The organism is Dongia mobilis, assembly GCF_004363235.1.
Lineage (GTDB): Bacteria > Pseudomonadota > Alphaproteobacteria > Dongiales > Dongiaceae > Dongia > Dongia mobilis.
Genome location: NZ_SNYW01000007.1, coordinates 132,974 through 155,945, shown reverse-complemented (window position 1 = coordinate 155,945; position 22,972 = coordinate 132,974). Strand labels below are relative to the sequence as shown.

At 64.0% G+C, this 22,972-nt stretch carries 19 protein-coding genes; 9 read left to right on the top strand and 10 right to left on the bottom strand.

Annotated elements, in window-relative coordinates; translation table 11 throughout:
• The first annotated feature begins 48 nt into the window (after positions 1-48).
• Positions 49-3,087, top strand: coding sequence for an aminotransferase class III-fold pyridoxal phosphate-dependent enzyme (locus tag A8950_RS06410; protein WP_133612812.1), 3,039 nt, complete (start codon positions 49-51; stop codon positions 3,085-3,087).
• 4 nt (positions 3,088-3,091) lie between these two features.
• Here the strand turns inward: A8950_RS06410 and A8950_RS06405 are convergent, their stop codons facing one another.
• From A8950_RS06405 to A8950_RS06360, 10 genes are all read right to left on the bottom strand, one after another.
• Entirely contained in the window at positions 3,092-4,312 is a 1,221-nt protein-coding gene (locus A8950_RS06405) for an NAD(P)/FAD-dependent oxidoreductase (RefSeq protein ID WP_133612811.1), read from the bottom strand.
• A gap of 6 nt (positions 4,313-4,318) precedes the next feature.
• Positions 4,319-4,636 (bottom strand): 2Fe-2S iron-sulfur cluster-binding protein, encoded by a 318-nt coding sequence (locus A8950_RS06400; protein ID WP_133612810.1) that lies wholly within the window; start codon positions 4,634-4,636, stop codon positions 4,319-4,321.
• Between the two features lie 15 nt (positions 4,637-4,651).
• The gene (locus A8950_RS06395) at positions 4,652-5,941 is read right to left on the bottom strand and encodes a type I glutamate--ammonia ligase (protein ID WP_133612809.1); all 1,290 of its coding nucleotides are present in this window, start codon (positions 5,939-5,941) and stop codon (positions 4,652-4,654) included.
• A gap of 31 nt (positions 5,942-5,972) precedes the next feature.
• Complete coding sequence (locus A8950_RS06390; RefSeq protein ID WP_133612808.1) at positions 5,973-7,235, bottom strand: cytochrome P450; 1,263 nt, start codon at positions 7,233-7,235, stop codon at positions 5,973-5,975.
• Positions 7,236-7,266: 31 nt separating this feature from the next.
• Positions 7,267-8,679: a pyridoxal phosphate-dependent decarboxylase family protein gene (locus tag A8950_RS06385; RefSeq protein ID WP_133612807.1), complete on the bottom strand. Its 1,413-nt coding sequence runs from the start codon at positions 8,677-8,679 to the stop codon at positions 7,267-7,269.
• A gap of 32 nt (positions 8,680-8,711) precedes the next feature.
• Entirely contained in the window at positions 8,712-9,506 is a 795-nt protein-coding gene (locus A8950_RS06380; RefSeq protein WP_133612806.1) for an acetoacetate decarboxylase family protein, read from the bottom strand.
• A 14-nt stretch (positions 9,507-9,520) separates the two neighbouring features.
• A complete protein-coding gene (locus A8950_RS06375) occupies positions 9,521-10,375 on the bottom strand; it encodes a fumarylacetoacetate hydrolase family protein (protein WP_133612805.1) in 855 nt (284 codons plus the stop codon).
• A gap of 25 nt (positions 10,376-10,400) precedes the next feature.
• On the bottom strand, positions 10,401-11,297 hold the full coding sequence (locus A8950_RS06370; protein WP_133612804.1) for a DODA-type extradiol aromatic ring-opening family dioxygenase: 897 nt from the start codon (positions 11,295-11,297) through the stop codon (positions 10,401-10,403).
• Entirely contained in the window at positions 11,297-12,754 is a 1,458-nt protein-coding gene (locus tag A8950_RS06365) for an aldehyde dehydrogenase (RefSeq protein ID WP_133612803.1), read from the bottom strand. The genes A8950_RS06370 and A8950_RS06365 overlap by 1 nt, the downstream gene beginning before the upstream one ends.
• An 85-nt stretch (positions 12,755-12,839) precedes the next feature.
• Positions 12,840-13,364 carry a MarR family winged helix-turn-helix transcriptional regulator gene (locus A8950_RS06360; RefSeq protein WP_133612802.1) on the bottom strand — a complete coding sequence of 175 codons (525 nt, stop codon included), beginning with the start codon at positions 13,362-13,364 and terminating at the stop codon, positions 12,840-12,842.
• A 395-nt stretch (positions 13,365-13,759) separates the two neighbouring features.
• On the opposite strand from A8950_RS06360, the gene A8950_RS06355 reads away from it, so the two are divergent.
• The 8 genes from A8950_RS06355 to A8950_RS06320 all read left to right on the top strand — a co-directional run bounded on the left by A8950_RS06355 (position 13,760) and on the right by A8950_RS06320 (position 22,959).
• The gene (locus tag A8950_RS06355; RefSeq protein ID WP_133612801.1) at positions 13,760-15,217 is read left to right on the top strand and encodes an APC family permease; all 1,458 of its coding nucleotides are present in this window, start codon (positions 13,760-13,762) and stop codon (positions 15,215-15,217) included.
• Positions 15,218-15,301: 84 nt separating this feature from the next.
• Entirely contained in the window at positions 15,302-16,486 is a 1,185-nt protein-coding gene (locus A8950_RS06350) for a cytochrome P450 (protein WP_133612800.1), read from the top strand.
• Positions 16,487-16,643: 157 nt separating this feature from the next.
• A complete protein-coding gene (locus tag A8950_RS06345; protein WP_133612799.1) occupies positions 16,644-17,522 on the top strand; it encodes a MurR/RpiR family transcriptional regulator in 879 nt (292 codons plus the stop codon).
• 53 nt (positions 17,523-17,575) lie between these two features.
• The gene (locus A8950_RS06340) at positions 17,576-19,165 is read left to right on the top strand and encodes an ABC transporter substrate-binding protein (protein WP_208109768.1); all 1,590 of its coding nucleotides are present in this window, start codon (positions 17,576-17,578) and stop codon (positions 19,163-19,165) included.
• 34 nt (positions 19,166-19,199) lie between these two features.
• Complete coding sequence (locus A8950_RS06335; protein ID WP_133612798.1) at positions 19,200-20,126, top strand: ABC transporter permease; 927 nt, start codon at positions 19,200-19,202, stop codon at positions 20,124-20,126.
• Positions 20,127-20,136: 10 nt separating this feature from the next.
• Positions 20,137-21,021: an ABC transporter permease gene (locus A8950_RS06330; protein WP_133612797.1), complete on the top strand. Its 885-nt coding sequence runs from the start codon at positions 20,137-20,139 to the stop codon at positions 21,019-21,021.
• A gap of 4 nt (positions 21,022-21,025) precedes the next feature.
• Positions 21,026-21,991 carry an ABC transporter ATP-binding protein gene (locus A8950_RS06325; RefSeq protein WP_133612796.1) on the top strand — a complete coding sequence of 322 codons (966 nt, stop codon included), beginning with the start codon at positions 21,026-21,028 and terminating at the stop codon, positions 21,989-21,991.
• Positions 21,988-22,959 (top strand): ABC transporter ATP-binding protein, encoded by a 972-nt coding sequence (locus tag A8950_RS06320; RefSeq protein WP_133612795.1) that lies wholly within the window; start codon positions 21,988-21,990, stop codon positions 22,957-22,959. Before A8950_RS06325 ends, A8950_RS06320 begins: the two co-directional genes overlap by 4 nt.
• The last annotated feature ends 13 nt before the right edge of the window (positions 22,960-22,972 follow it).

The window sequence follows — 22,972 nt, the reverse complement described above, 5'->3', positions numbered from 1 at the left end:
GCGAATGCTCTACTCGGGCGCTTTTTTCACCCCAAGGCCCGAGCCATCATGTCAGTCCTGCATCGCCTGCCACCAACCCTGCCACAGCCGCAAGTCGCCGCCATTGTCGCGGATCTCTATGGAATGAAGGGCGTGCTGACGCCGCTCGACAGCGAACGCGACCAGAATTTCCGTCTCGCCGCGGATGACGGCAGGCAGTGGGTGGTGAAGATCGCCAATGCCGCGGAGGATCTGGCGGCGCTCGATTTCCAGGTGAAACTGCTGGACCATGCCGCCAGCATCGACGCCGACCTGCCGTTGCCCGTTCTGCTTCCCACATGCGACGGGCGGATGCTGGGTTCCTGCCAGGGCCCGGATGGCGCGCCACATTTCGTACGCGTGGTGAGCTATCTGCCGGGCGTTCCCTTCGCCAAGGGGGCGCGGGACGAGGCCGCCATCGCCGGATTGGGCTCGATGCTGGGGCGGCTCACCCTGGCCTTGCGTGGTTTTGCCCATGTCGGCGCCATCCGCGATTTTGACTGGGATCTGGTCCAGACGGGGAAGTCGAGGATTCGCCTCGCCCATGTCACCGACCCCCGGCAGCGCGAGATGCTGGAGTATTTCCTCGGCCGCTTCGACCGGATCGTGGCGCCGGCGCTGAAACGCTGCCGCGCCCAGGTGATCCACGGCGATGCCAATGACTACAACGTGCTGGTGGCGGCGGAAGGATCGTCCGTCCTCACCGGCCTGATCGATTTCGGCGATGCGATCCTGAGCCCGCTCATCAACGAGGTGGCGGTGGCCGCAGCCTACGCCGCCATGGAACGGCCGGCGCCGATCGACGATATCGGGACGCTGGCGGCCGCCTTCCATGCCGTCAATCCGCTGCAGCCGGAGGAAGTCGATCTGCTGTTCGACCTTGTCGCCGCACGCCTCGTCATCAGTGTCACCATGTCGGCGGCACGGCGCGAGCGGGCCAAGGACAATGCCTATCTCGCCATCAGCGAGGTGCCGGCCTGGGAGATGCTGGCCCGCCTCCGGGCCATGGATCCGGTGATCGCCACCGCCATCCTGCGCCAGGCCTGCGGCTTCGAGGCCGCCCCCGGAGCGCGTGCCGTCATCAAGTGGCTGCGCGACAATCGCCGCTCGCTTGCGCCCATTCTCGACAAGCCGGTCGCGCGCCAGGTCAAGGCGCTGGTGCCGTTCGGCGATCCGACGCACCCCATTGCCATCGCCTCGGCAAGGCGCGAACCGTTGGTGGCCGAGAAGCTGTGGGCCGAGATAGCGGGCGACGCGGAGCTTGGCCTGGGTCCCTGGGGCGAGGACCGGCCGGTCTACACCGCCGATGGCTTCAGATCGAAATTCAGGCCGGGCGAATGGCGGTCATTGCATGTCGGCCTCGATTTCTTCCTGCCGGCCGGAAGTGCGGTAAGGACGCCGCTTGCCGGTCGCGTCATCGACATCTATGTGACCGACCTGCCGCTGGATTACGGCCATGCGATCCTGCTGGAGCATGAGATCCGGCCGGGCCTCGCCTTTTGTTCGCTCTGGGGTCATCTCAGCGCCGCCAGCGCCAAGGCGGTGAAGATCGGGCAGGTGCTCGCCGCAGGCGATGTGGTGGGCTGGATGGGCCGCCATGACGAAAATGGCGGCTGGCAATCCCATGTGCATCTGCAGCTGGTCACCTATCGCCCGACAGCCGCCGCCGACGTGATCGGCGCCGGCGAGGCGCGCTATCGCGATGTCTGGGCGGAATTGTTCCCGAGTGCCGTTGATTTCGCCGGCCTGCCGCCGGAAGCGCTCACCCAGACTGGCCGCAGCCGCGATGAACTGCTGGCGCGGCGGAAGGAGAGGCTGATCCGAAATCTCTCCATCTCCTATGCCACACCTCTGAAGATCGTGCGCGGCGAGGGCGTCCACCTCTATGACGACCGGGGCCGCGCCTATCTCGATTGCTACAACAACGTGGCGCAACTGGGCCATGCCAATCCGGAAATCGTTGAAGCCCAGGCGCGGCAGGCGGCGACGCTCAACACCAACACCCGCTATCTCCATGACAACATCATCGCCTACGCCGAAGCACTCACTGCGACCCTGCCGCCGCATTTGACCGTCGCCGCTTTCGTCTGCAGCGGCAGCGAGGCCAACGACCTGGCGCTGCGCATGGCGCGGGCGCATACCAGGCGCAAGGGGATCGTGGCGCTCGACTGGGGCTATCACGGGCATCTCACCTCGCTGATCGAAATCAGCCCCTACAAGTACAAGCGGAAGGGCGGCCAGGGCCGGCCGGCGACGACCGCCGAAGCGGCGCTGCCGGATGCCTATCGCGCCCCCGATGAATGGCCGCAGCACGAGATCGGCGCGCGCTACGCCGCGACAGTTGCCAGCGCAGCGGCGCGGTTGGCCGGAGATGGGTTCCCGCCGGCCGCCTTCATTGCCGAATCGCTCCCCAGTTCAGCGGGGCAGATCGTGCTGCCGCCCGGCTATCTGCCGGCCGCCTACAAACATGCGCGGGAAGCCGGCGCCGTGGTAATCGCCGACGAGGTGCAGATCGGCTTTGGCCGCGTCGGCGAGAGCATGTGGGGTTTCGAGGGCGAAGGGGCCAGCCCCGATATCATCACCATGGGCAAGCCGATCGGCAACGGCCACCCGATGGCGGCCCTGGTGACGACACGCGAGATCGCCGAGAGCTTCCATAACGGCATGGAATACTTCAATACCTTCGGCGGCAATCCGGTCTCCTGCGCCATCGGCCTCAAGGTCCTGGAAATCCTGCAACGCGACCGCCTGCTGGAAAACGCGAAGAATCTTGGCGCCGATCTGCTCGCGCGCATGACACGCCTCAAGGACAGGCACGACATCATCGGCGATGTGCGCGGGCGGGGCCTGATGCTGGGGATCGAGCTGGTCAAGGACCGCCGCAGCAAGCAACCGGCAACAGCGGCGGCGGCGCGCATGGTCGATTTCTGCCGGCGCGAGGGCATCCTGCTCGGCACCGACGGACCTCATGACAATGTCATCAAGATGCGCCCCGGCATGATCTTCACCCGCGCGAACGCGGACTTCCTGATGCAGGTGTTGGAAGCGGGGTTCGCGCAGCTGGATTGAAAAATCAGGCCTTCAGCCAGGGCTTGAGGTCGATTGAGGCATCGCCGGCCTGTTCGGGCGGGATGGAATGGCCCATTTCCAGCACCTTCTTGGCGATGCTGTAGGTGAGGGCATCGTTCATGGCATCGACGGCGATCATTTGGCCCTGCCGGTAATACCAGACCGACTGGCTGCCGGTGCGGCTGCCCGCCCGCTGGATCACCGAATCGTAGCCGCGGTTGAGACCGGCGATCTGCAGCTTGACGTCATACTGGTCGGACCAGAACCAGGGTCGGGGGTCGTAATCGGCCGTCTCGCCCATGATGACCTTGGCCACGTGCTCCCCCTGGTCGATGGCATTCTGCACGGATTCCAGGCGGATGCGCTCATTCTGCCAGAGCAGGCTGGCGCAATCGCCGGCAGCATAGATGCGCGCCTCGCTGGTACGGCAGCTTCCGTCCACCAGGATGCCGTTCTCGACGCCGAGGCCGGCGGCGCGGGCAAGATCGTCATTGGGCAGCACGCCAATGCCGACGAGGACAATATCCGCCTCGATCGTGGTGCCGTCACCTAGTTCGGCCCCACCGGCCCGATCATCTCGGGCGATCAGTCGCACCAGCGAAATGCCCTCGCGGATGTCAACGCCGTGGCGTTGGTGGAGGGCGCGGAAGTAATCCGAGGTCGGTGTGGCGGCAACGCGCTGCAGGATGCGGGGCGCAGCCTCGATCACCGTGACGGTGAGACCTTTCCCGGCAGCCACGGCTGCCGCCTCCAGCCCGATATAGCCGCCGCCTACCACGAGAAGGCGCCTGGCGGGTTTCAGATCCGGTGCCAGACGATCGGCATCGGCCAGGTCGCGCATGGTGAGGAGGCCGGGAAGATCGCCGCCGATGGCGGCCGGCAGCTGGCGCGGCCGCGCGCCGGTCGCGAGCACGAGGCTGTCATAGGAAAGGGTGCGACCGTCGGCCAGCGACACCCGGCGCCGCGCCGGATCGATGGCGCTCGCTGCCACACCGCGCTCCACCTTCACATTCTGCTCGACATACCAATCGGCCGGACGGATGAGCAGGCGCTCGCGCTCCAGTTCCCCCGCGACGTATTTCTTGGAGAGCGGCGGACGCTGATAGGGCAGGACGGGCTCAGCCGCGACGATGGTGACGGTGCCGCCATACCCCAGCGCGCGCAGTTTGGCAGCACAGGAAGCAGCCGCCTGGCCACCACCGATAATGACGACGTCCCCTCCCATTCCGGCCTATGCCTGGGGTACGTGGAGTACGATGCCATCGAGCGCGTCGCCGGCGATCAACTGGCAGGACAGCCGGCTGGTGCCGCGCCGTTCCGCCGCCGTCACCTCCAGCATGTCGTTCTCCATCTCGCCCGGCGGTCCGGCCCGGTCGGACCATTCGGCATCGACATAGACATGACAGGTGGCACAGGAGAGGCAGCCGCCGCATTCGCCGATGACGCCCGGCACATTGTTGGCAACCGCCGCCTCCATCAGGTTGTGTCCGGCCGGCACGTCGGCGGTGACCTTCTCGCCCGAAGGCTGGATCCAGGTGACTTTGGGCATCACATCGCCTCGTCTTCAGACATAGTGGATATAATAATCGCGGAGCGCGTCGCCCTCCAGCGCGGCGGTCTTCTGGATCTCGACCTCCTTGATGCCGACCAGATTGTCGACCAGGAGCGGTCCCACGGCGGCCTTCAATTCGGCATCGGCCTTGACCGCCTCGAGTGCCTCGCCGAGCGTTTCCGGGGCGCCCACCTTGGCATCCTGTTCGGCGAAGCAATCGCCGCCTTCCGCCGGCGGCAGGTCGTATTTGCCGACGAAGCCGAGTCGGGCGGCCTGCAAAACGGTGGCGACCAGCGTATACGGGCTGGCCGAGGCATCACCCATCCGGTGTTCGATGCGAGCCTTGGCGCCGGTTTCGGTGGTGAGGCGCGTGGTGACGCCGCGATGGTCGACACCCCAATTGCACCAATAGCCGGAGAGGCTGGCCGGGCGCAGGCGCTGGTAGGAATTCACCGTCGGCGCCACCAGCGCCGCCATGCCGCGATGATGCTTCATCAAGCCGGCGATGCAGCCCCGCGCCAGAGGGCTGAGACGCGCCGAATCATTGGTATCGCCGATGGCGTTCTTGCCGGCCTTGTCATTGAAGCTGAAATTGACATGCAGGCCGTTGCCACCGAGATGCAGGATCGGCTTCGGCATGAAGGTGAGTATGATGCCGTAATCCAGCGCCACTTCACGCGCCATCAGGCGGAACAGGAAGATGTCGTCGACCGCCTTCAGGGCGTCGTCATAGGTCAGCGTGAACTCGAATTGCGGCGAATCGTATTCCGAGGTCATGCAATCGATGCGGAAGCCGGTTTCGGTCGCCTTCTCCCAGATCGCATCGACGAAGCGCAGGGGATCGACCAGCGGTCCGGTGCCATAGACATAGCCACCGGGCGTCTCGTAGGGCACGATGCGGCCCTCGGCATTGTGGACGAAGGCATAGGCCTCGAGTTCCAGCCCGACCTTGGGGCTATAGCCGAGGTCTTCCCAGCCCCTGATTGCCCGCTTCAGGGCTAGGCGCGGACAAAGCCCGAGCGGCGCGCCGCTGGTGTCATGGAGATCCGCCAGCACGATTTTGGTGCCGGGCTCCCAGCCGTCGCGGATATCGGCGGCCCGGTAGACCGCCTCCATGTCGGGCAAGCCCTCCATCATCGTCCCACCCGGTGTCGGCACCAGCTCCTTGTCATAGGTGACCGCGAAGGTTCCCTGACAGAAGCGCGAGGCCCCGTCACCGATCTTTGACGCGGGCAGATACTTGCCGCGCGCCAGGCTGAGATGGTCGCAGAACAGCAGCCGCAACCTCTCCTTGTTTGCCATGTTCACTCTCCCCAGACGTCTTGATTGTTGTTCATTTGACGGTGATCCGGACCAGCAGGCGCTTGATGCCGCCGATGAAGTTGGAGCGCAAGAATTCGTGCGGCGCGGTCTGTTCGATGCCGGTGATCCGTTTGGCGAGTTCCTGCAACAGAATGCGGACCTCGAGCCTGGCCAGCCACATGCCAAGACAGACATGCGGCCCACCCTGGCCGAACGAGACATGGCGGTTGGGCGAGCGCCGAAGATCAAGCTCGAACGGATTGTCGAACACCGATTCATCGCGATTGGCCGAGACGAACCAGAACAGCACCTTGTCGCCGGCCTTCACCTGCTTGCCGTGATAGTCGAAATCGCGCGTCGCGGTACGACGGAAATGCATGGTGGGCGAGGCCCAGCGGATGAATTCGTCCGGCGCGGTCTCCCACAAGGCGGCATCGCCTTCCCGAATCTGGCGCAATAGATCGGGCCGATTGGCAAGCGCATAGAGCGAGGCGGCGATGGAATAGCGCGTGGTGTCGTTGCCCGCGGCCACCAGCAGGCAGAAGAAGTTGCGGAACTCCAGTTCCGAGATCACGTTGCCATGGGCATCTGGCTGCAGGATCAGGTGGAGGACGCCATTGGTGTCGCCGCGCTTCTGCTTGTCCCGCATCAGCTCCTTGGCATATTGATAAAGCTCTGCCCCCGCCGGCGAGCGGAAAGGCATCAGGCGAAAGGCATCGGTATCGGCCTTGTCGAGCACATGCTGGGTGAATTCGGGATCGGTATTGGCAATGAGCTGGTCACCCTTCTCCACCAGCCAGTCGAGATCGGCATCAGGCGTGCCGAGGATCTGCCCCAGCATGCGCATCGGCAGCTGACGGGCGATATCCTTGGTGGCGTCGAACTCGCGCGCTTCCAGCACGTGATCGAGGATGGAATCGCAGATGGCCCGGATCTGCTGGTCGAATTGGGCGACGATCGGCTTGGAGAAGGCTTTGGCGACCAGTACGCGGGTGCGGGAGTGTTCCGGGGGATCGGTTTCCTGGAAAGTCCGCCGGGCCATGTATTCCTCATGGGTCTGGTCTTCCATGCGGATGCCCTGGGCGGAACTCAACAGCTGGTAGTTCTTGTTGAGGTCGAGGATGTCGGCATGTCGCGTCAGCGACCAGAACCCCTTGCCGCCCTTCATCTCGCTCCAACTGAGGGGATCTTCGCGCCGGAGCCGCGCGAAGGTATTGTGCGGTGCCCCGTTGACGAAGGAATCATGGGCCGAGAGATCGGCATTTCCATCATCCTGCGGCTTGAACGATGTCATCTTGATCTGCTCCCCCAAAACATTGTCCGCCTCATTCGGCGACGCTCCATTGCAATGTCTGCCACAAGGCCTCGACATCCGATTGCTCGGTCGTGCTGGAACCCAGCGAAAGGCGCACCATCCACCGTCCCTGCAACTGCGCGGGCGTCACATAGGCGCGACCGGAGCGGTTGATCCGCTCGGCCCAGGTCAACGTGTGTTGGTCCAGCGCTTCGCCAGCAAGCCCGTCCGGTTCATGGCGCACACAGACCGTCTGCAGCGGCACGGGAGCCACGACCCGCCAGTCGGGTGCCCGCTCGACCGCCCGTTTCAGCCATTGCGCCATGGCCAGATCGCGCCGGATTCGCGCCTGGATGCCGGCGACACCCTCTTCGCGCAGCATCAGCCACAGCTTCATCGCGCGGAAGCGCCGGCCGAGCGGCAAGCCCCAGTCGCGCAGATTGCGCACCTTGTCGTCCGATGAAGTGCGCAGATAGGAGGGGCTGGTCGACATGACCCGGGTGAGGGCGTCGGCCTGCTTCACGAAGAACAGCGAGCAGTCGAAATTGACGCCAAGCCATTTGTGGCCATTGATGACAACGGAATCGGCCTGCTCAATCCCGGCCCAGAGGTAACAGCATTCCGGGAGGACCATAGCGGCACCCGCCATGGCGGCATCGACATGCAGCCACAAGCCATGTTCACGCGCGATAACGGCAAGCGCGCCGATCGGGTCCATCGCCGTCGTTGCCGTGGTGCCGGTGGTGGCGACGATGGCACAAGGCTTCCTGCCGGCGGCGATGTCGGCGGCAATCGCGCGGCGGAGCGCATCCGGGTCCATGGCAAAGGTGCCATCGGTTGCCACATGGCGAATATTGTCGCGGCCAAAGCCGGCGAGCAGGGCCGCCTTGTCCACCGAGGAATGGCTTTGCTCCGAACCGTAGACGACCAGCGGTTTGGCTTCCGCCTGCAGACCGCCGCGCTCGGCGCTGTAATTGGTGGCGCGTTCGCGGGCACAGAGGAGGGCGACCAGGGTCGCAATCGAGGCCGAATCCTCAATGGCGCCGAGCCATCCTTCGGGCAAGCCCAGCATCTGGCGAACCCAATCCGTCACCACCTCTTCAACCTCGGTGAGAGCCGGGCTGGATTGCCAGGAAACGCCGACGACGCCGAGGCCGGCGCTCGCCAGATCGCCAAGCACGCTGCCGAAATGGGCATTCGCGGGAAAATAGGCGCAGAAGGACGGATGCTGCCAATGCGAGATGCCCGGCATGATCGCGGTTCCGATTTCGGCCACGAGGTTGTCGAGTGATTCCGCCTGTTGTGGTGGCGTGGTCGGCAGCCTTGCCTTGATGTCGCCTGGCGCCACCTGGGACATCACCGGATAGCCGCGCAGATTGGCGCGATAGTCGGCGATCCAGTCGATCAGCGCGTGGCCGATCTGGCGGAATTCCTCGGGTGTCACCTGGCACTCTCCGCTGGGTTCGACATGTGGCTTCAGAGCCGCGGCACCAGCGAGCGACCGCCATTCCAGACGACGCCGATCTGCCGGTAATAGCCACCGATAATTTCCTTCACCTCGAGGCGCTGCAATTCCTCGGTCGGCGAACCGAACAGCGCCAAGTGGTCGACCCTGGCCGCCCAAGGCTGCCCGCCCTCGAACTTGGCGCCGGTCGATTCGATCAGTTCGGCATGAGCGTCACCCCTGCCGTCGATCGCCGGCAGCCAGCGATGATGCGCCATCGGGTGACCGTTGACGAAGCCGTTGCGTTCGGCAGGACCGGTAAGCGTGACGATCGTCTCGGCAAGTCGCCGGTCATTGGCGGCAAGCGTGGCGCCGAACCTTCCACCCGCCGCGACTTGCGGTGCCGGGGCAAAGGGGTGCGGCCGCGTCATGTGGATCGAGCCGAATTTCTTCGGATATCCCTGATGGATGCCGCGCAGCATCGCAAAATCCTTGTCGACCCAGATGTAGATGCAGCGCGAATAGGTGTGCCCCTCGAACTCGCAGCGCACGACGAAAAAGGCTTCCTTGTACTGTGCGCGAACCGGGTCCAGCATCTCGGCATGGTCGCCGCCGCAGGATTGCCAGTCTGCCCAGATGAGGGCGACGGCGCCGGGATCCTCGGCGGCGGGCCTGAGCGGTGCCGGCAGCAACTCGGCCACCCGCGCGGGATCTGTGCGGAACTCGACGGTCAGCAGATCCCCGGCATAATACCAGGGCGGGCTCGGCAGCAGCGATGACTGCCCGGTGGCGGTCCGCGGATAGAAGAAGCCGGTCACATCGCTCATGGCGTACGTCCTTCCTATTGGCCCGGCTTTTTCGGGGCGCGGATGCCGCGGAATTCCCAATCGCCGCCAAGCGCCGTGGAAAGCACTTCCTCGGATTCCGTCGGCTGCGCGCCAAGTTCGCTGCGGATCGGGGCCGGACCTTCGACGATACGGTTGGAAAGGCGGCCCAAACCCTCCACCTCGACCTCGACCAGATCGCCGGGCTGGACCGGACGCGAATTCGCGGGCGTACCGGAGAGCAGTACGTCGCCCGGTTCCAGGGTGATGTTCCGCGCGATGTCGGCCACCAGATAATGCATGTCCCAGGTCATCTCGGCGGTGTTGCCGTCCTGCTTCAGTTCGCCATTGACATAGGTGCGGAGATACTTGTTGCGGAAATCCCAACGGGTGACGAAGCCCGGCCCCAGAGGGCAGAGCGTGTCGCTGCCCTTGACGCGCAGCATGGAACCGGCATCGGTATCGCGGAAATCATGCAGGCCAAAATCATTTGCGATGGTGTAGCCGGCGATGTATTCCCCGGCCTCGGCTTGGCTGATGTTGCGGGCGCGTTTGCCGATGACGATAGCGACCTCGCCCTCGTAGTTCAGCCATTTGCAGCCTTTCGGCCGCACAATCTCGCCATTGTGCGCATTCAGCGAGGTGGTCGGCTTCTGGAAATAGGTTGGCGTCGGCGACAGCTTGATCTGGAATTCATGGACGCGGCTGACATGGTTGAGGTGGACCGCGATGATCTTGCCAGGCTGGACCGGCGACAGGTGATGTGCGTCGGCGATTTTCACGCGGCGACCGTCACGCGCCACCAATTCCTCTCCCTCGCGCACGGTTTCAACCACCGCGCCACCCAGCAGAATTCGACGATATTCGGTCACTTCCCTTCCTCCCCTCTCGGCGCCTCTATTCGGCGGCCTTTTTCTGTCCGGTCCAACCGCCCGTCGGCCGGTCGAACCAGATGTGCACCTGGCCGGTCCCGATCGAGTTCTCGTACTCGCTGAAAAGACGGCCCGGCGCCGTCAGCTCCTGCTCGCCCAGCGCCGCCGCCATCATCAGGTAATGGCCGAAATTGGCTTCCGGCTTGAATCTGAGAAAGTCCGGCATGGTCTGGATGACGCGGGCGTGCTCGCCCCGCTTGAACCACTCGATGCGTTCGAGATCGGCCGCCGCATGTTCGGCACTGAAGATATGCTGGACCCCCGCCGCCTCGTGGGCGCGCAGCTTCTGCAGTGGCCAGAATTTGTGGCTCATGGCGCCGGAAGCCAGCAGCACGATGCGTTTTCCCGATTCGGCGATGGCAGCACGGAGCGCGCGCCCCGCACGCAGGAAATCCTCGGTCTCTCCGGTCTGGGCACAGCTCATGGAAAGCCAAGCCTCGTCCGCCTTCTGCAGATAATGAGCGACATTCACTGTCGCATACTGGATGGGCAGATAGGGATCGGCAATCGGCGTGATCCAGGTGCCATTCTCCCTGGCCTTGCCTGAGACAAGCCTGGCAAAATCAGGATCGCCCGGGAGGTCATAAGGCACCTGGCTCATGCCGCGGGGCAGTTCGTCGGAGGTGTATTTGCCCTGGCGCCGGTCATGGCTGGTGATGACGAATTCGACCGTCGTGAACCAGTGCGAATCCAGCACCAGCACAATGTCGTAATCGAGCTTCTTCAGGACTTCGGCCTTGAGGCGCTGCAGCCCCCCGACCAGGCTGAAATCGGCACCGTTGTTGAGTTCCTTGCGGATCTCCAGCGGCAGCATGATGGTCGGCACATGGGCGATTAGCCCGCAGCCAACGACCTCGCCCATCACTCTCTCCATCCGTTCGGGGCAAATACCGAATTCTTGACGTTGCAGTAGAAGTCGAACGACCAGGTGCCGCCTTCGCGGCCGATCCCGGACTTGCCGTTACCACCGAATGCCTGCCGGAGGTCGCGCACGAAAAAGCAATTGTTCCAGACAAGGCCGGCATCGACGGCGGCAGTCACGCGCTCGGCACGCGCCTTGTCGCCGGTCATCACCACGGCGGCAAGGCCATATTCGGTGTCGTTCGCCATGGCGACCGCCTCGGACTCGGTCTTGAAGGATTGTAGGCAGAGGACCGGACCGAAAACCTCGTCGCGTAGGATCTCGCTGCCAGCGGCGGGATCCAGGAACAGGGTCGGCTGGTAATAGAGGCCGCCGAGGTCGGTGTTGGGGCCGCCGCCGAGGACCGGTTGCATGCCAGCGGCCCTCGCCCGCTGGACAAAACCGTCGATGCGCTCGAAATGCGGGCGGCTGATCTGCGGGCCGATATCGACCGTTTCGTCGCGCGGATCGCCCTGGCGGATTTTCTTGGCCTTTTCGATGAACGCTTCGACAAAGCGGTCGCGAAGGCGATCCTCGACAAGGAGGCGCGTGCCGGCGAGGCAGACCTGGCCCGCATTGTCGAACTGGCCGATCGCCGTGTTGACGGCAAGCTCGAAATCGCAATCTGCGAAGACGATGAAGGGCGACTTGCCGCCGAGCTCGAACGACAGCGGCACCAGGTTCTCGCCGGCCGCCCTGGCGATGCTGCGCGCGGTGGGCACAGATCCGGTGAAGCTCATCCGCGCGATACCGGGATGGGCGGCCAGGGCCGCCCCCGCCTCGCGCCCCAATCCCTGGACGACATTGAAGACGCCGGCCGGCAAACCCGCCTCGGCCGAGATGTCGGCCAGGAGCGAGGCCGTGAGCGGCGCCCATTCGGGCGGCTTGTAGACCACGGTGCAGCCGGCGGCCAGCGCCGGTGCGATGCGCCAGGTCCCCAGCATCAGCGGCGCGTTCCACGGCGTGATGATGGCGGCGACGCCGCTGGGATCGTAGGAAACATGGTTGCGATGGCCGCGCACGTCGAAATCGGGGTGGTCAAGCTGCAGCAGCCAGTCGGCGAAGAAGCGGAAGTTCATCGCGACCCGCGGCATTACCCCGCGGCGATGCGAACGCAGGAGCGAGCCGTTGTCACGGGTTTCCACGACGGCGAGCTGTTCGACGCGGCTTTCGACAATATCGGCAATGCGGTGGAGATAGCGGGCGCGTTCCGCCGGGCTGGTGTTGCGCCAAGTCCGGAAGGCGTCGCGGGCGGCAGAGACGGCGCGGTCGATCTCGGCACCGCCGCCAGCGGAAAGCTCGGCGATGGGCGCCTCGTCGATCGGCGAGACGCTGGCGAAGCGGCGGTCGCTCGTCACACGTTCCCCGGCAATCCAGTGCCGCGTGTCGATTTCGACCCCTTCCACGCTGGCTCGCATCGCGCTCGCTCCCCCAAATCGTTCGACGTCGAATAAATTGCGCAAACGATGATCTGAGTCAAGCGGGCGACGCGGGAAAGCCGGACTAATCCTCCAGCGTCAGCCCGTCGAGATCGTTGATGGTGGCAAGGATGATGCGGATGGCGTCGGTCGCCGCCTGCATCTGGCGCGGGCTGAGCCGCGCCACGATGCGGGTTTCCTCGGCGTTGAATTTCGGGAACAGGCGCGCGATCAGTTCCGCCCCCTGCGCCGTCAGGTTGACGATGACGAGGCGCCGCTCCAACTCGTTGGTCCGGCGCCGGACCAGTTTGCGCCCCTCCAGCATGTTGAGAATGCTGGAAAGTGTGCTCTTGGCAATGCCGGCCTCGACCGCGAGGCGGCGGGTTTCCAGTTCGCCATAGATCCACAAGCACCAAAGCGTCACGAAGGCCGACCAGTGCAAATCAGCCTCTTCCAGCACGGTGCGCTCGAAATGATCGCGGATGAACATCGAGGCGCGATGGATGTTCGAGACCAGCGCCATCGAATCGAGGTTGATGCGCAGCCCCTGGACGCGCTGCTCGCCGAGGATTTCCTGCAGCGGCTTGCTGCCATGGCGGCCCAAAGTCACCGTTGCCAGGGTCTTGGCCGGCTTCGGTTTTTTGCTGCGCGTCTCACTCCCATCCCGGCGGGCGGATACGCCCCGATCAACCCCTTTCCGCTCAGTCCTGGTCAAATTCCCAACTCCATGAATGATCTCGTGGGCCCCTTATATCATTACCTTGCGCTGCGGCATAAGCCGCTTCTCGTGTGCAATTGCGAGATCGTTCGACGTCGAACAAGAATGCTTGTCCGGTTTCTTGATCTGCGTTATCGTTCGACATCGAATAATTAACAAGAGCCGTGCCGCATTGCTGACCGCAATGCGCAAGCGGCGGGACTCGGTTGCCAATCCAGGCTTCCGGGCAGTTGGGTGGCTTGCCGCATCCGGCCCTGGCCGGGTGCCATCGTTTCGAGGAGGGGGAAATGAATTCTCAAACATCGACTGGTGCTGCGACCGACCGGTTGCGGCCCAATGTGCTTGGCGTCGCCGCAATCACGTTCTTCGTGGTCTCGGCCGCGGCACCCTTGACCGCCGTCGCCGGCGGCTATCCCATCGCCATGCTGCTGGGGAACGGCATTGGCGTGCCGCTCAGCGTGCTGGCGGTGACGGCAATCCTGCTGATCTTCTCGGTCGGCTACACCACCATGGCCCGGCATATCTCGAATGCCGGTTCGTTCTATGCCTTCACGGGGCGCGGCCTTGGTTCGGCTGCCGGTGGTGCTGCGGCGTATATCGCGGTGCTCGCCTATAATGCCATGCAGACCGGCCTCTACGGGCTGTTCGGCGCGGTCGCGGCCGGAGTCATGGGTGAGTTCGGCATCGCATTCCCGTGGTGGCTCTGGGCGGTCGGCTGTTGGGCGCTGGTCGGCATCTTCGGTTATCTCAAGATCGATCTCTCGGCCAAGGTCTTGGCGGTTCTGGTCGCCGCCGAATACGTTATCGTGGTAATCCTGGATTTCGCCATCCTCGGCCAGGGCGGCGCCAGCGGCATCAACACGGTGAGCTTCACCAGCGACGCCTTCCTTTCCGGCGAGCCGATCATCGGCATGTTGCTGTGCTTCGCAGCCTTCATGGGATTCGAGGCGACTACCATCTACAGCGAGGAAGCCCGTGATCCGGTGAAGACCGTGCCGCGCGCCACTTATCTTGCAGTCCTCCTGATCGGCGTCTTCTATGCCTTCACCACCTGGTGCATGGTGCTGGGAGCCGGCGCCGACCAACTGATGCCAACACTCGGCGGGCTCGAAGATCCGACGATTTTCCTCTTCATCCTGTCCGACCAGTTCCTGCCTTTCGCCGGCGGGATTATCGGCAAGATCATGAGTCTGCTGTTGATTACCAGCGTGTTTGCCGCTCTGCTCGCCTTTCATAACGCCGCAGCGCGGTATTTCTACGTGTTGGGGCGCGAGGGTCTGCTGCCAGCGGGGCTGGGGCGCACCCATGACGAGCACCAGAGCCCGCATATCGGCTCGCTGCTGCAGACCGCGCTCGGCATCGTCATCCTGGCGATCTTTGCCGGTACCGGGCAGGATCCGATCCTCGCGCTCTTTGTCTGGCTTACCAACCTCGCCACGCTCAGCGTGATCGTGCTGATGGGCCTTGTCTCCTTCGCCGTGATCGCCTTTTTCGGGCGGCGGCCGGAACTGGGCGTCTCGGCCTTCAAGGGCGTACTGGCGCCTTTGCTGGCCGGTGTCCTGCTGATCACCATTGCCTATCTGGTGCTGACGCATTTCGAGGTGCTGACCGGCGCAAGCCCCGCGCTCAGCATCGGCATCCCGATCCTGGTGCCGGTCTTCGGTATTGTCGGGGCTCTGGTCGCCTATCAACTGAAGAAATCAGGCAGTTCCCGTTTCTCCCAGTTCGGCGCCAACAAGGGCTGAACGGGACGCAACAGAGATAAGGCAACTGAGCGGGGCGGAACTGAGAGGTTCCGCCCCTCTTCTCTTCCGATCCAAGAGTTAGCCATGGGCTTTGCCGAAAAGATCACCGTCGTCGAATTGGAGACCGATCCCTACCCGATCTATGCCCGCATGCGGCGGGAGGCACCGGTGGCCTATGTGCCGGCGGTCAACATCTGGCTGGTGACGCGCTGGAGCGACGTGGAATTCGTCGCGAAATCTCCGCATCTGTTCACGGCGGAAGTGAATACCTCGCCGGTCGAGCGGACCTTCGGCAAGCCAACAATTCTCACCACCGACGGGCCGGTGCACAAGGAGTTGCGGGCCGGCATCGATCCCAAATACAAGCCCAAGGCCGTCGCCCTCTATATCGACGATCTGGTGCGGCCGATCGCCGAGAAATATCTGGCGCCGCTGCTGGCGAAGGGCGGCGGCGACCTGATGGCGGAGTATTTCGAACCGATCTCGACTCTGAGCCTTGCGCGCTCATTCGGCTTCCATGACATCGACATGCCGACACTCAGGCGCTGGTTCTACGGCCTCGCCCAAGGCGCCATCAATTTCGAGAACGACCCGGAACGGCAGAAGATCGGCGATGCAGTCAGCGCCGAGATCAGTGCGGTCGCCGAGCGGATCTTCGAGCGGCTGGAACGGCAGCCGGATGATTCGGCGCTGTCGCGCATGTTGCACGACGGCATGCCGGCGGGGAGGACACGGCCGCGCGAATTGCTGCTGCCGACGGTGAAAGTGACGTTGCTGGGCGGTATGCAGGAGCCGGGACACGGCGCCGGCTCCGTGCTGGTCGGGCTGTTGCAGAACCCGGCGCAGTTCGCGGCGCTGCGCGGCGACCTCGCCAACCTGCTGCCGCGCGCGGTGGACGAGGGTCTGCGCTGGGTAGCACCGATCGGCACGCAGACGCGGCAGGCGACTCAGGGTATCGAACTGGGCGGCGCCTTCATCCCGGCGGGTGCCGCGGTCGGCGCCCTCGTTTCCTCTGCCAGCCGCGACGAGGCGCGCTTCGCCGAGCCCGATGCCTACAATCTTTTCCGCGACGAGGGGCCGCATGCCGCCTTCGGCTTTGGCCAGCATTTCTGCTCCGGGCGCTGGTTCGCCCGCGCGCAGGTGATCACCGCCCTGCGCGTGCTGATCGAAGGCTGCCGCGAGATCGCCCTCGATCCCGCCAACCCGCCGCTGTTCCGCGGCTGGGAGTTCCGCGCCCCAACCTCGCTGCGCGTCACCCTCTGCCGCTGACATTTCCGCCCACGCCGGGATCGGCGCGGAACATCCCCGCCACAAAATGACAGAAAACATTCCTTATTGACTTGCTGACAGAAAACTATCAACGATAGGAAAACGCGGGCGGCAAGACCCGATCTTACTGGCAGGCTTTACCGGACGGGGATCTTCCTTGAGCAATACCGTGCGCGCGCGGCTGAACGCCTGCCTCGCCGAGGCAACCAAGACCGAAAAGGCCATCGCCAGCTACATGCTGGCGAACATGAACGGCCTGCCCTTCGAGACCGCCGCGACACTGGCCGAAAAGGTGGGGGTCAGCGAACCGTCTGTCGGCCGCTTTTGCCGCACCATCGGCTATCGACATTTCAAGGCATTGAAGGCCGATCTCGGCACCGAACTCGGCGACCGGCCCTGGCTGATCGGTGACCGGCTTCGGGACTATCGCGAGCGCAGCCGGAAGGGCGATGATGAACTGGCTCGCGGCTTGGAGCTGGAGATCGCGGCCCTCGTCAGCAATTACGAGCTGGCACATAGCCGGGAATGGAAGCGCGCCGTAAAACGGCTATCGACCGCGTCCGACATCTATATCACCGGCTTCCAGACCGAACGCGGCCTGGCAGCCTACCTCGCCCACCAGCTGCAATATCTGCGCGACGGTGTGCATCTCCTTGACCTTGCCAATGGCAACTTCTCGGAGGTACTCGCCGGAAAGCGGCGGAAGCCGGCCCTCGTGCTGATCGAGGCAAGGCGCTATTCGCGCCTGGCGCGACTGCTGGCCGCGGAAGCACGCAACGCCGGTGTCCCAACCACTCTCATCACCGATCCATACTGCGATTGGGGCCACGACCTGGTCGACGAAATGTTCGTCGTGCCAACCGGTACCAACCAGTTCTGGGATTCAACCGCGCCAATGGCGAGCCTGATCAGCCTGCTGATCAACAGTATCTTCAGCGAGCTGGGCCCAGCCGTCGAGACACGCATGGACGAGGTCTCCGCCCTCTATAGCTGGTTTACCGGGTATGTCGGCGATTCATCCGGCCCGCTGGAATAGGCGGCGGATTACACCTTCCGACCAAACGGCAACAAACAACAATGGAGGCTGTCTTGAAGGGATTATTTCGCAAAGCTTTGCTGGCCGGCGGCGTGTCGCTGCTGACCGGGCTCGGCACGATCGGCGTCACCATGCCGGCCTGGTCGCAGGAAGCCGTCTTTGTCATGGGCTCAAACGAGGTCGGCGCGCCAACCTACAATCCGATCAAGGCGTCGATGCTGAACGTCGCCACCTCGCTGCTCTATGACCGGCTGGTGGTGCAGGATGCCGACCAGAACTACAAGCCGCATTTGGCTGAATCCTGGACCGAGGCGCCGGACGGGATGGAGTGGGTCTTCAAGCTGCGCCAGGGTGTCAGCTTCCATAACGGCGATCCATTCAATGCCCAAACCGTGGCGGACTGGATTCCGCTCTTCGCCGGCACCGACAACGAATACCTGGTAGGCGCCGTCGCCAAGGTCGAGGTGGTCGACGAATACACCGTGAAGCTCACCATGAAGCATCCAGACCCTAACCTGCTCTACAACTTCTCGAGCGTGTTCATGGGCATTCCGCACCCCAAGATCTATCAGGAGCTGGGTGACGATTACGGCGTCACCTCGGCCATCGGCACCGGCCCGTTCAAGCTGGAAAGCTTTGCCGTTGGCCAGGAGACTGTGCTGGTCCGAAACGAGGACTATACCTGGGGCTCGGAGCTGTCGGCCAACAGGGGCCCGGCCAAGATCGAGCGCCTGACGATGCGCGAGATCGCCGAGCAATCGACCGCCTTCCTGGAGTTGAAGACGGGCGGGGTCGATCTGCTGCTGTCCGTGCCGACCGATTTCGTCGGCGAGCTCAACAAGGAGAGCAACGTTACCGTGGTGACCCTGCCCGGTCTTGATGTAGCCTACATGCCGATCAACGTTACCGCGGAACCATTCACCGATATCAAGGTGCGCGAGGCGACGGCCTTTGCCGTCAACCAGAAAGAAATCCTCGAAAGCATCTATGGCGGCATCGGCTCGGAGGCCCACAACCTCCTGATCAGCGCACTGCCGGAATCACAGGTCGATCCGAAGTTCAACATCAGCTACGACCCGGACCGCGCCAACAAAGCGTTCGACGAGGCGGGTTGGAAGATGGGCGATGACGGCATTCGCGCTAAGGACGGCAAGCCACTCACCGTGAAGCTGTGGACCCAGTCCGACACCGAGTTCAAGCGCATGACTGAAGCAGTGCAGGCGCAGTTGAAGGCGGTCGGCATGAATGCCGAGATCACGGTGTTCGATTCCAGCGCCATCCGCGACCAGTACAAGAAGAACGAGCACCAACTGGCCGTGCGTTCGTACAGCTGGAACAATTCGGACATTCTCGACTGGTTCTTCAGCGGCGAGCGCCTGGGTTATCCCAACGTCTCGATGTGGAAAGACCCGAAGTCAGAGGAACTAAACAAGAAGGCAATGACCGCATCAAGGACGCTGGACGAGCGAATCGCCAACTTCAAAGAGTACCACGAGTACCTGCTGTCGCAGTTCGTGTTCGCACCGATCTACCAGCCGGTGCAGAACATTGGCTACAACAACGAGCGCCTGAAGCTGCCGGAAAAGATCATGGCGCCGCAGATCGAAGCAATCTCGATCCTCGACATGGAAGTCGTCGAGTAGGCAGGATCGATCGGGTTACGGGGAGAAGGCCGGGATGCTGAGCTATGCCATCAAACGATTGCTGCTGCTGCTCCCGGTCTTCTTCACGATCTCGATCGTCATCTTTCTGATCATCCACATGGTGCCGGGCGACCCGGTCGACAATCTCGTCCGGATCGGCTCGACACCAGAACAGAAGGCCGTCATTGCGGCCCGCTACGGCCTCGACAAGCCGCTCCATGAACAATACGTGATCTGGCTGACGAACCTGCTGCAGGGCGATTTCGGCAATGCCATCGTCATGCGACGGCCGGTCGCCGACCTCATCGCGCAGAATATCCCCTACAGCCTGGCGCTGAGTGGCTGCGCCTTGCTCTTCTCTACCATCCTCGGCATTTCGGTAGGTACGCTGGCCGCCATGTACAAGGACAGCAAGCTCGATCAGGTTGTCATGGGCGGCATCCTCCTGGGCTCGACGCTGCCAAGCTTCTGGCTGGGCCTCCTGCTGATCCTACTTTTCTCGGTTCAACTCGGCTGGCTGCCGGTCTCTGGCGCCCGCTCCTGGGAGGCACTCATTCTGCCCGTGCTGACCATCGGCCTCGGCGGCACGGCGTTGGTCGCACGCGTCACGCGCGTGGCCATGCTGGAGACGGCGCAGAAGGATTTCGTGCTGCTGCTGCACGCCAAGGGCCTGCCCAGGCGGCGCATCCAGCTGCGCCATGTGCTGCACCATGCGCTGATGCCGGTGGTAACCATCCTGGGCCTGCGCATCGGCTGGATCCTGGGCGGCGCCGTCACTGTCGAGTATGTCTTCGCACGACCCGGCCTCGGCACCTTGCTCATCAAGGCGCTGAGCCAACACGACTACCCGGTGATGCAGGGCTGCCTGCTGATGCTGGCGATCGCGGTCATGCTGGGAACGCTGGTGGGTGATCTGGTGCAGGCGGCGATGGACCCGCGCATCCGCCACTCCATGTCGTAAGAGCAAAGCCATGACCGCCGCCACCGCACCGCATGATCACTTCTGGCTGACCTTCCGCCGTTCGCTGGCCGGCAAGGTGCTGTTGACCCCGAAGGGTGGCGTGGCGGGTGCCTATCTGCTGGTGCTCGTCCTGATCGCCCTTACCGCCCCCTGGATCACCCCCTATCCCTTCGACCAGCAGGCGCTTCCCCTCGCGAACCGGCCGCCGAGCCTCGCCAACTGGCTCGGCACCGACGAGTTCGGTCGCGACGTGCTGTCGCGCATCATGTATGGGGCACGCACTTCGCTTTCTGTCTCTGTCACCGCCATCAGCGTCTCGGTCTTGGTCGGCATGGCACTAGGAGCGGCGGCCGGCTATTTCGGCGGCATGTTCGACCGGGGCGTCACCGCTGCGGTCGACTTGTCCTGGTCCTTTCCGGAGATTCTCATCGCCCTCATCCTGGTGGCGATCATCGGCCCAGGCCTGCACAGTACCATGCTGGCCATCGCGATCGCCTATCTGGCACAGTTCACGCGCCTCACCCGTGCGCAGATCATGGGCTTGAAGGGCGAGACCTATATCGAGGCAACGCTCAGTCTGGGTGCCAGCCACGGGCATGTTGTTTTCCGCCACCTGATGCCGAACGCGCTCGCTCCGGTCATCGTCTGCGGCATGCTGGCGACGGGCGACGCGATCATCCTGGAAGCGACGCTGGGCTTTTTCGGCCTTGGCGCTCAGCCGCCGGTGCCGAGTTGGGGCGCCATGATGAGCAGCGGCAGCGCCCTCATCTTCACCGCCCCCTGGATTATTGTCTTCCCCGGCCTCGCAGTCGCCATCACCGTCGTCATGATCAACCTGTTCGGCGATGCACTCATCCGTGCGCTCGACATCCGCGCCAATCTGCGGGAGGGTTGATCAGATGGCGCTGCTGACGGTCGAGAATTTGGGCATCGATATCCATGGCATCCGTCCGCTGGACGGGGTCTCGTTCTCGGTCGACAAGGGCGAGATCCTGGGCATCGTCGGCGAATCTGGCTCCGGCAAGTCGCTCACCGCCCTATCCGTTATCGGCCTGCTGCCGCTGATCGGCGGACGCATCCTGCGGGGCAGCATCCGGTTCGACGGTATCGACCTTGCCACCCTGCCGGAGGCCGAGTTCCGTCGCCTGCGCGGGCGACGCATCGCCTTCATCACGCAAAACCCGATGACATCGCTCGACCCGGTGATGCGCATTGGCGCGCAGATCGACCAGGTTTCCATGTTGCATCTGGGGCTGGACGCCAGGGCGGCTCAGGCGCGCAGCATCGAAATCATGGCACAGCTGCGCATTCCCGAGGCCGCCACCATATATCACCATTTTCCGCACCAGTTGTCGGGGGGCATGAAGCAGCGCATCGTGATCGCCATGGCGCTGGCGGCCGATCCCGACCTCATCATCGCCGACGAGCCGACCACGGCGCTGGACGTCACCATCCAGGCGCAGATTGTCGATCTGCTGGTGGAACTGGTCCGCGAGCGCGACGTCGCCCTCATCCTCATCACCCATGACATGGGTGTTGTCGCGCAGACTTGCGACCGGGTCGTGGTCCTCTATGCCGGCCGAGTCGCGGAAAGCGACGCTGTCGCCGCGATCTTCGAGCGGCCACGTCACCCCTATACGCGCGCCCTCATCGGCTGCATCCCGCGGGACGAGACCGCGCACGGCAACCTGACCGGCATTCCAGGCGCCGTGCCCAGTGTCGCGCATTATCCCGCGGGCTGTCGCTTCCACCCGCGCTGCCCAAGGCGCGGCGCTCCCTGCGACCACATCGTGCCGGTATCGGCAGCAATGGATGGCGGCCTCTTTGCCTGCCACTTCCCCGAAAACTCAGGGGTTGCGCGATGAGCGGCGGCGCGCAGAACCTGGTCGAACTCCGGCAACTCAGCAAGCGCTTCGAGAGCCGCCGCGGACTGTTCGGCAAACCGCGGGCGATGACGGCGGTGGACGATGTTACCCTCGGCATCCCCAAGGGCAGGGTGACGGGTGTCGTCGGCGAATCCGGCTGCGGCAAGTCGACCCTGGCCCGACTGGTGCTGCGACTGCTGGAAGCCAGCAGCGGCGAGGTGGTGTTTGACGGCATGCCGCTGGGCCAGCTCTCCGGTGGCGCGCTGCGCAAATTGCGACGCCGTATGCAGATGGTGTTCCAGGACCCATATTCCGCCATCGACCCGCGCTACAACATGGCGGATGCCCTGCTGGAGCCACACCGGATCCAGGGCATCCGGCTTTCTCGGGCGGATGCGCGGACGGTGGTCGGCGAGCTCCTGGGCATGGTCGGACTGGGGCCGCAGATCGCGGCAAGCTTCCCGCACCAGTTGTCGGGCGGCCAGCGACAGCGCATCGGCATCGCGCGGGCGCTTGCTCTGAAGCCTGACTTCCTGGTGCTGGACGAACCCACGGCCTCGCTTGACGTGTCGATCCAGGCACAGATCATCGCCCTGCTGGAACAACTGCGCAGCGAACTCGGCCTCACCTATCTCTTCATCTCGCACGATCTCGGCCTGGTGCGCTATTTTTGTGATCGCATCGTGGTTATGTATCTGGGACGCGTCGTCGAGGTTCTACCGCAGCCGCACGCGGCACCGCGCCATCACTACACGCGCGCGCTGCTCGACAGCAACTTCGTGCCGGATCCGAAGCGGCGCCGAACCATACGCCGCCTCACCGGCGAAATACCCAGCGCCTTCGACTTGCCGCCAGGCTGTGCCTTCGCCGCGCGTTGCCCCAGGGCAGATGCTACCTGCCGCGCCATCCGGCCGGACCTCACGCAGACAGCGGACGGCCATGCCGCTGCCTGTCATCACCCACTCTAGCCAGTCACACATA

Coding starts and splice junctions, on each gene's coding strand:
- A8950_RS06395 (WP_133612809.1), bottom strand. CDS start 5,941: ATGGCAAACAAGGAGAGGTTGCGGCTGCTGTTCTGCGACCATCTCAGC.
- A8950_RS06350 (WP_133612800.1), top strand. CDS start 15,302: ATGGGCTTTGCCGAAAAGATCACCGTCGTCGAATTGGAGACCGATCCC.
- A8950_RS06355 (WP_133612801.1), top strand. CDS start 13,760: ATGAATTCTCAAACATCGACTGGTGCTGCGACCGACCGGTTGCGGCCC.
- A8950_RS06320 (WP_133612795.1), top strand. CDS start 21,988: ATGAGCGGCGGCGCGCAGAACCTGGTCGAACTCCGGCAACTCAGCAAG.
- A8950_RS06335 (WP_133612798.1), top strand. CDS start 19,200: ATGCTGAGCTATGCCATCAAACGATTGCTGCTGCTGCTCCCGGTCTTC.
- A8950_RS06380 (WP_133612806.1), bottom strand. CDS start 9,506: ATGAGCGATGTGACCGGCTTCTTCTATCCGCGGACCGCCACCGGGCAG.
- A8950_RS06365 (WP_133612803.1), bottom strand. CDS start 12,754: ATGCGAGCCAGCGTGGAAGGGGTCGAAATCGACACGCGGCACTGGATT.
- A8950_RS06410 (WP_133612812.1), top strand. CDS start 49: ATGTCAGTCCTGCATCGCCTGCCACCAACCCTGCCACAGCCGCAAGTC.
- A8950_RS06400 (WP_133612810.1), bottom strand. CDS start 4,636: ATGCCCAAAGTCACCTGGATCCAGCCTTCGGGCGAGAAGGTCACCGCC.
- A8950_RS06390 (WP_133612808.1), bottom strand. CDS start 7,235: ATGACATCGTTCAAGCCGCAGGATGATGGAAATGCCGATCTCTCGGCC.
- A8950_RS06330 (WP_133612797.1), top strand. CDS start 20,137: ATGACCGCCGCCACCGCACCGCATGATCACTTCTGGCTGACCTTCCGC.
- A8950_RS06370 (WP_133612804.1), bottom strand. CDS start 11,297: ATGGGCGAGGTCGTTGGCTGCGGGCTAATCGCCCATGTGCCGACCATC.
- A8950_RS06405 (WP_133612811.1), bottom strand. CDS start 4,312: ATGGGAGGGGACGTCGTCATTATCGGTGGTGGCCAGGCGGCTGCTTCC.
- A8950_RS06325 (WP_133612796.1), top strand. CDS start 21,026: ATGGCGCTGCTGACGGTCGAGAATTTGGGCATCGATATCCATGGCATC.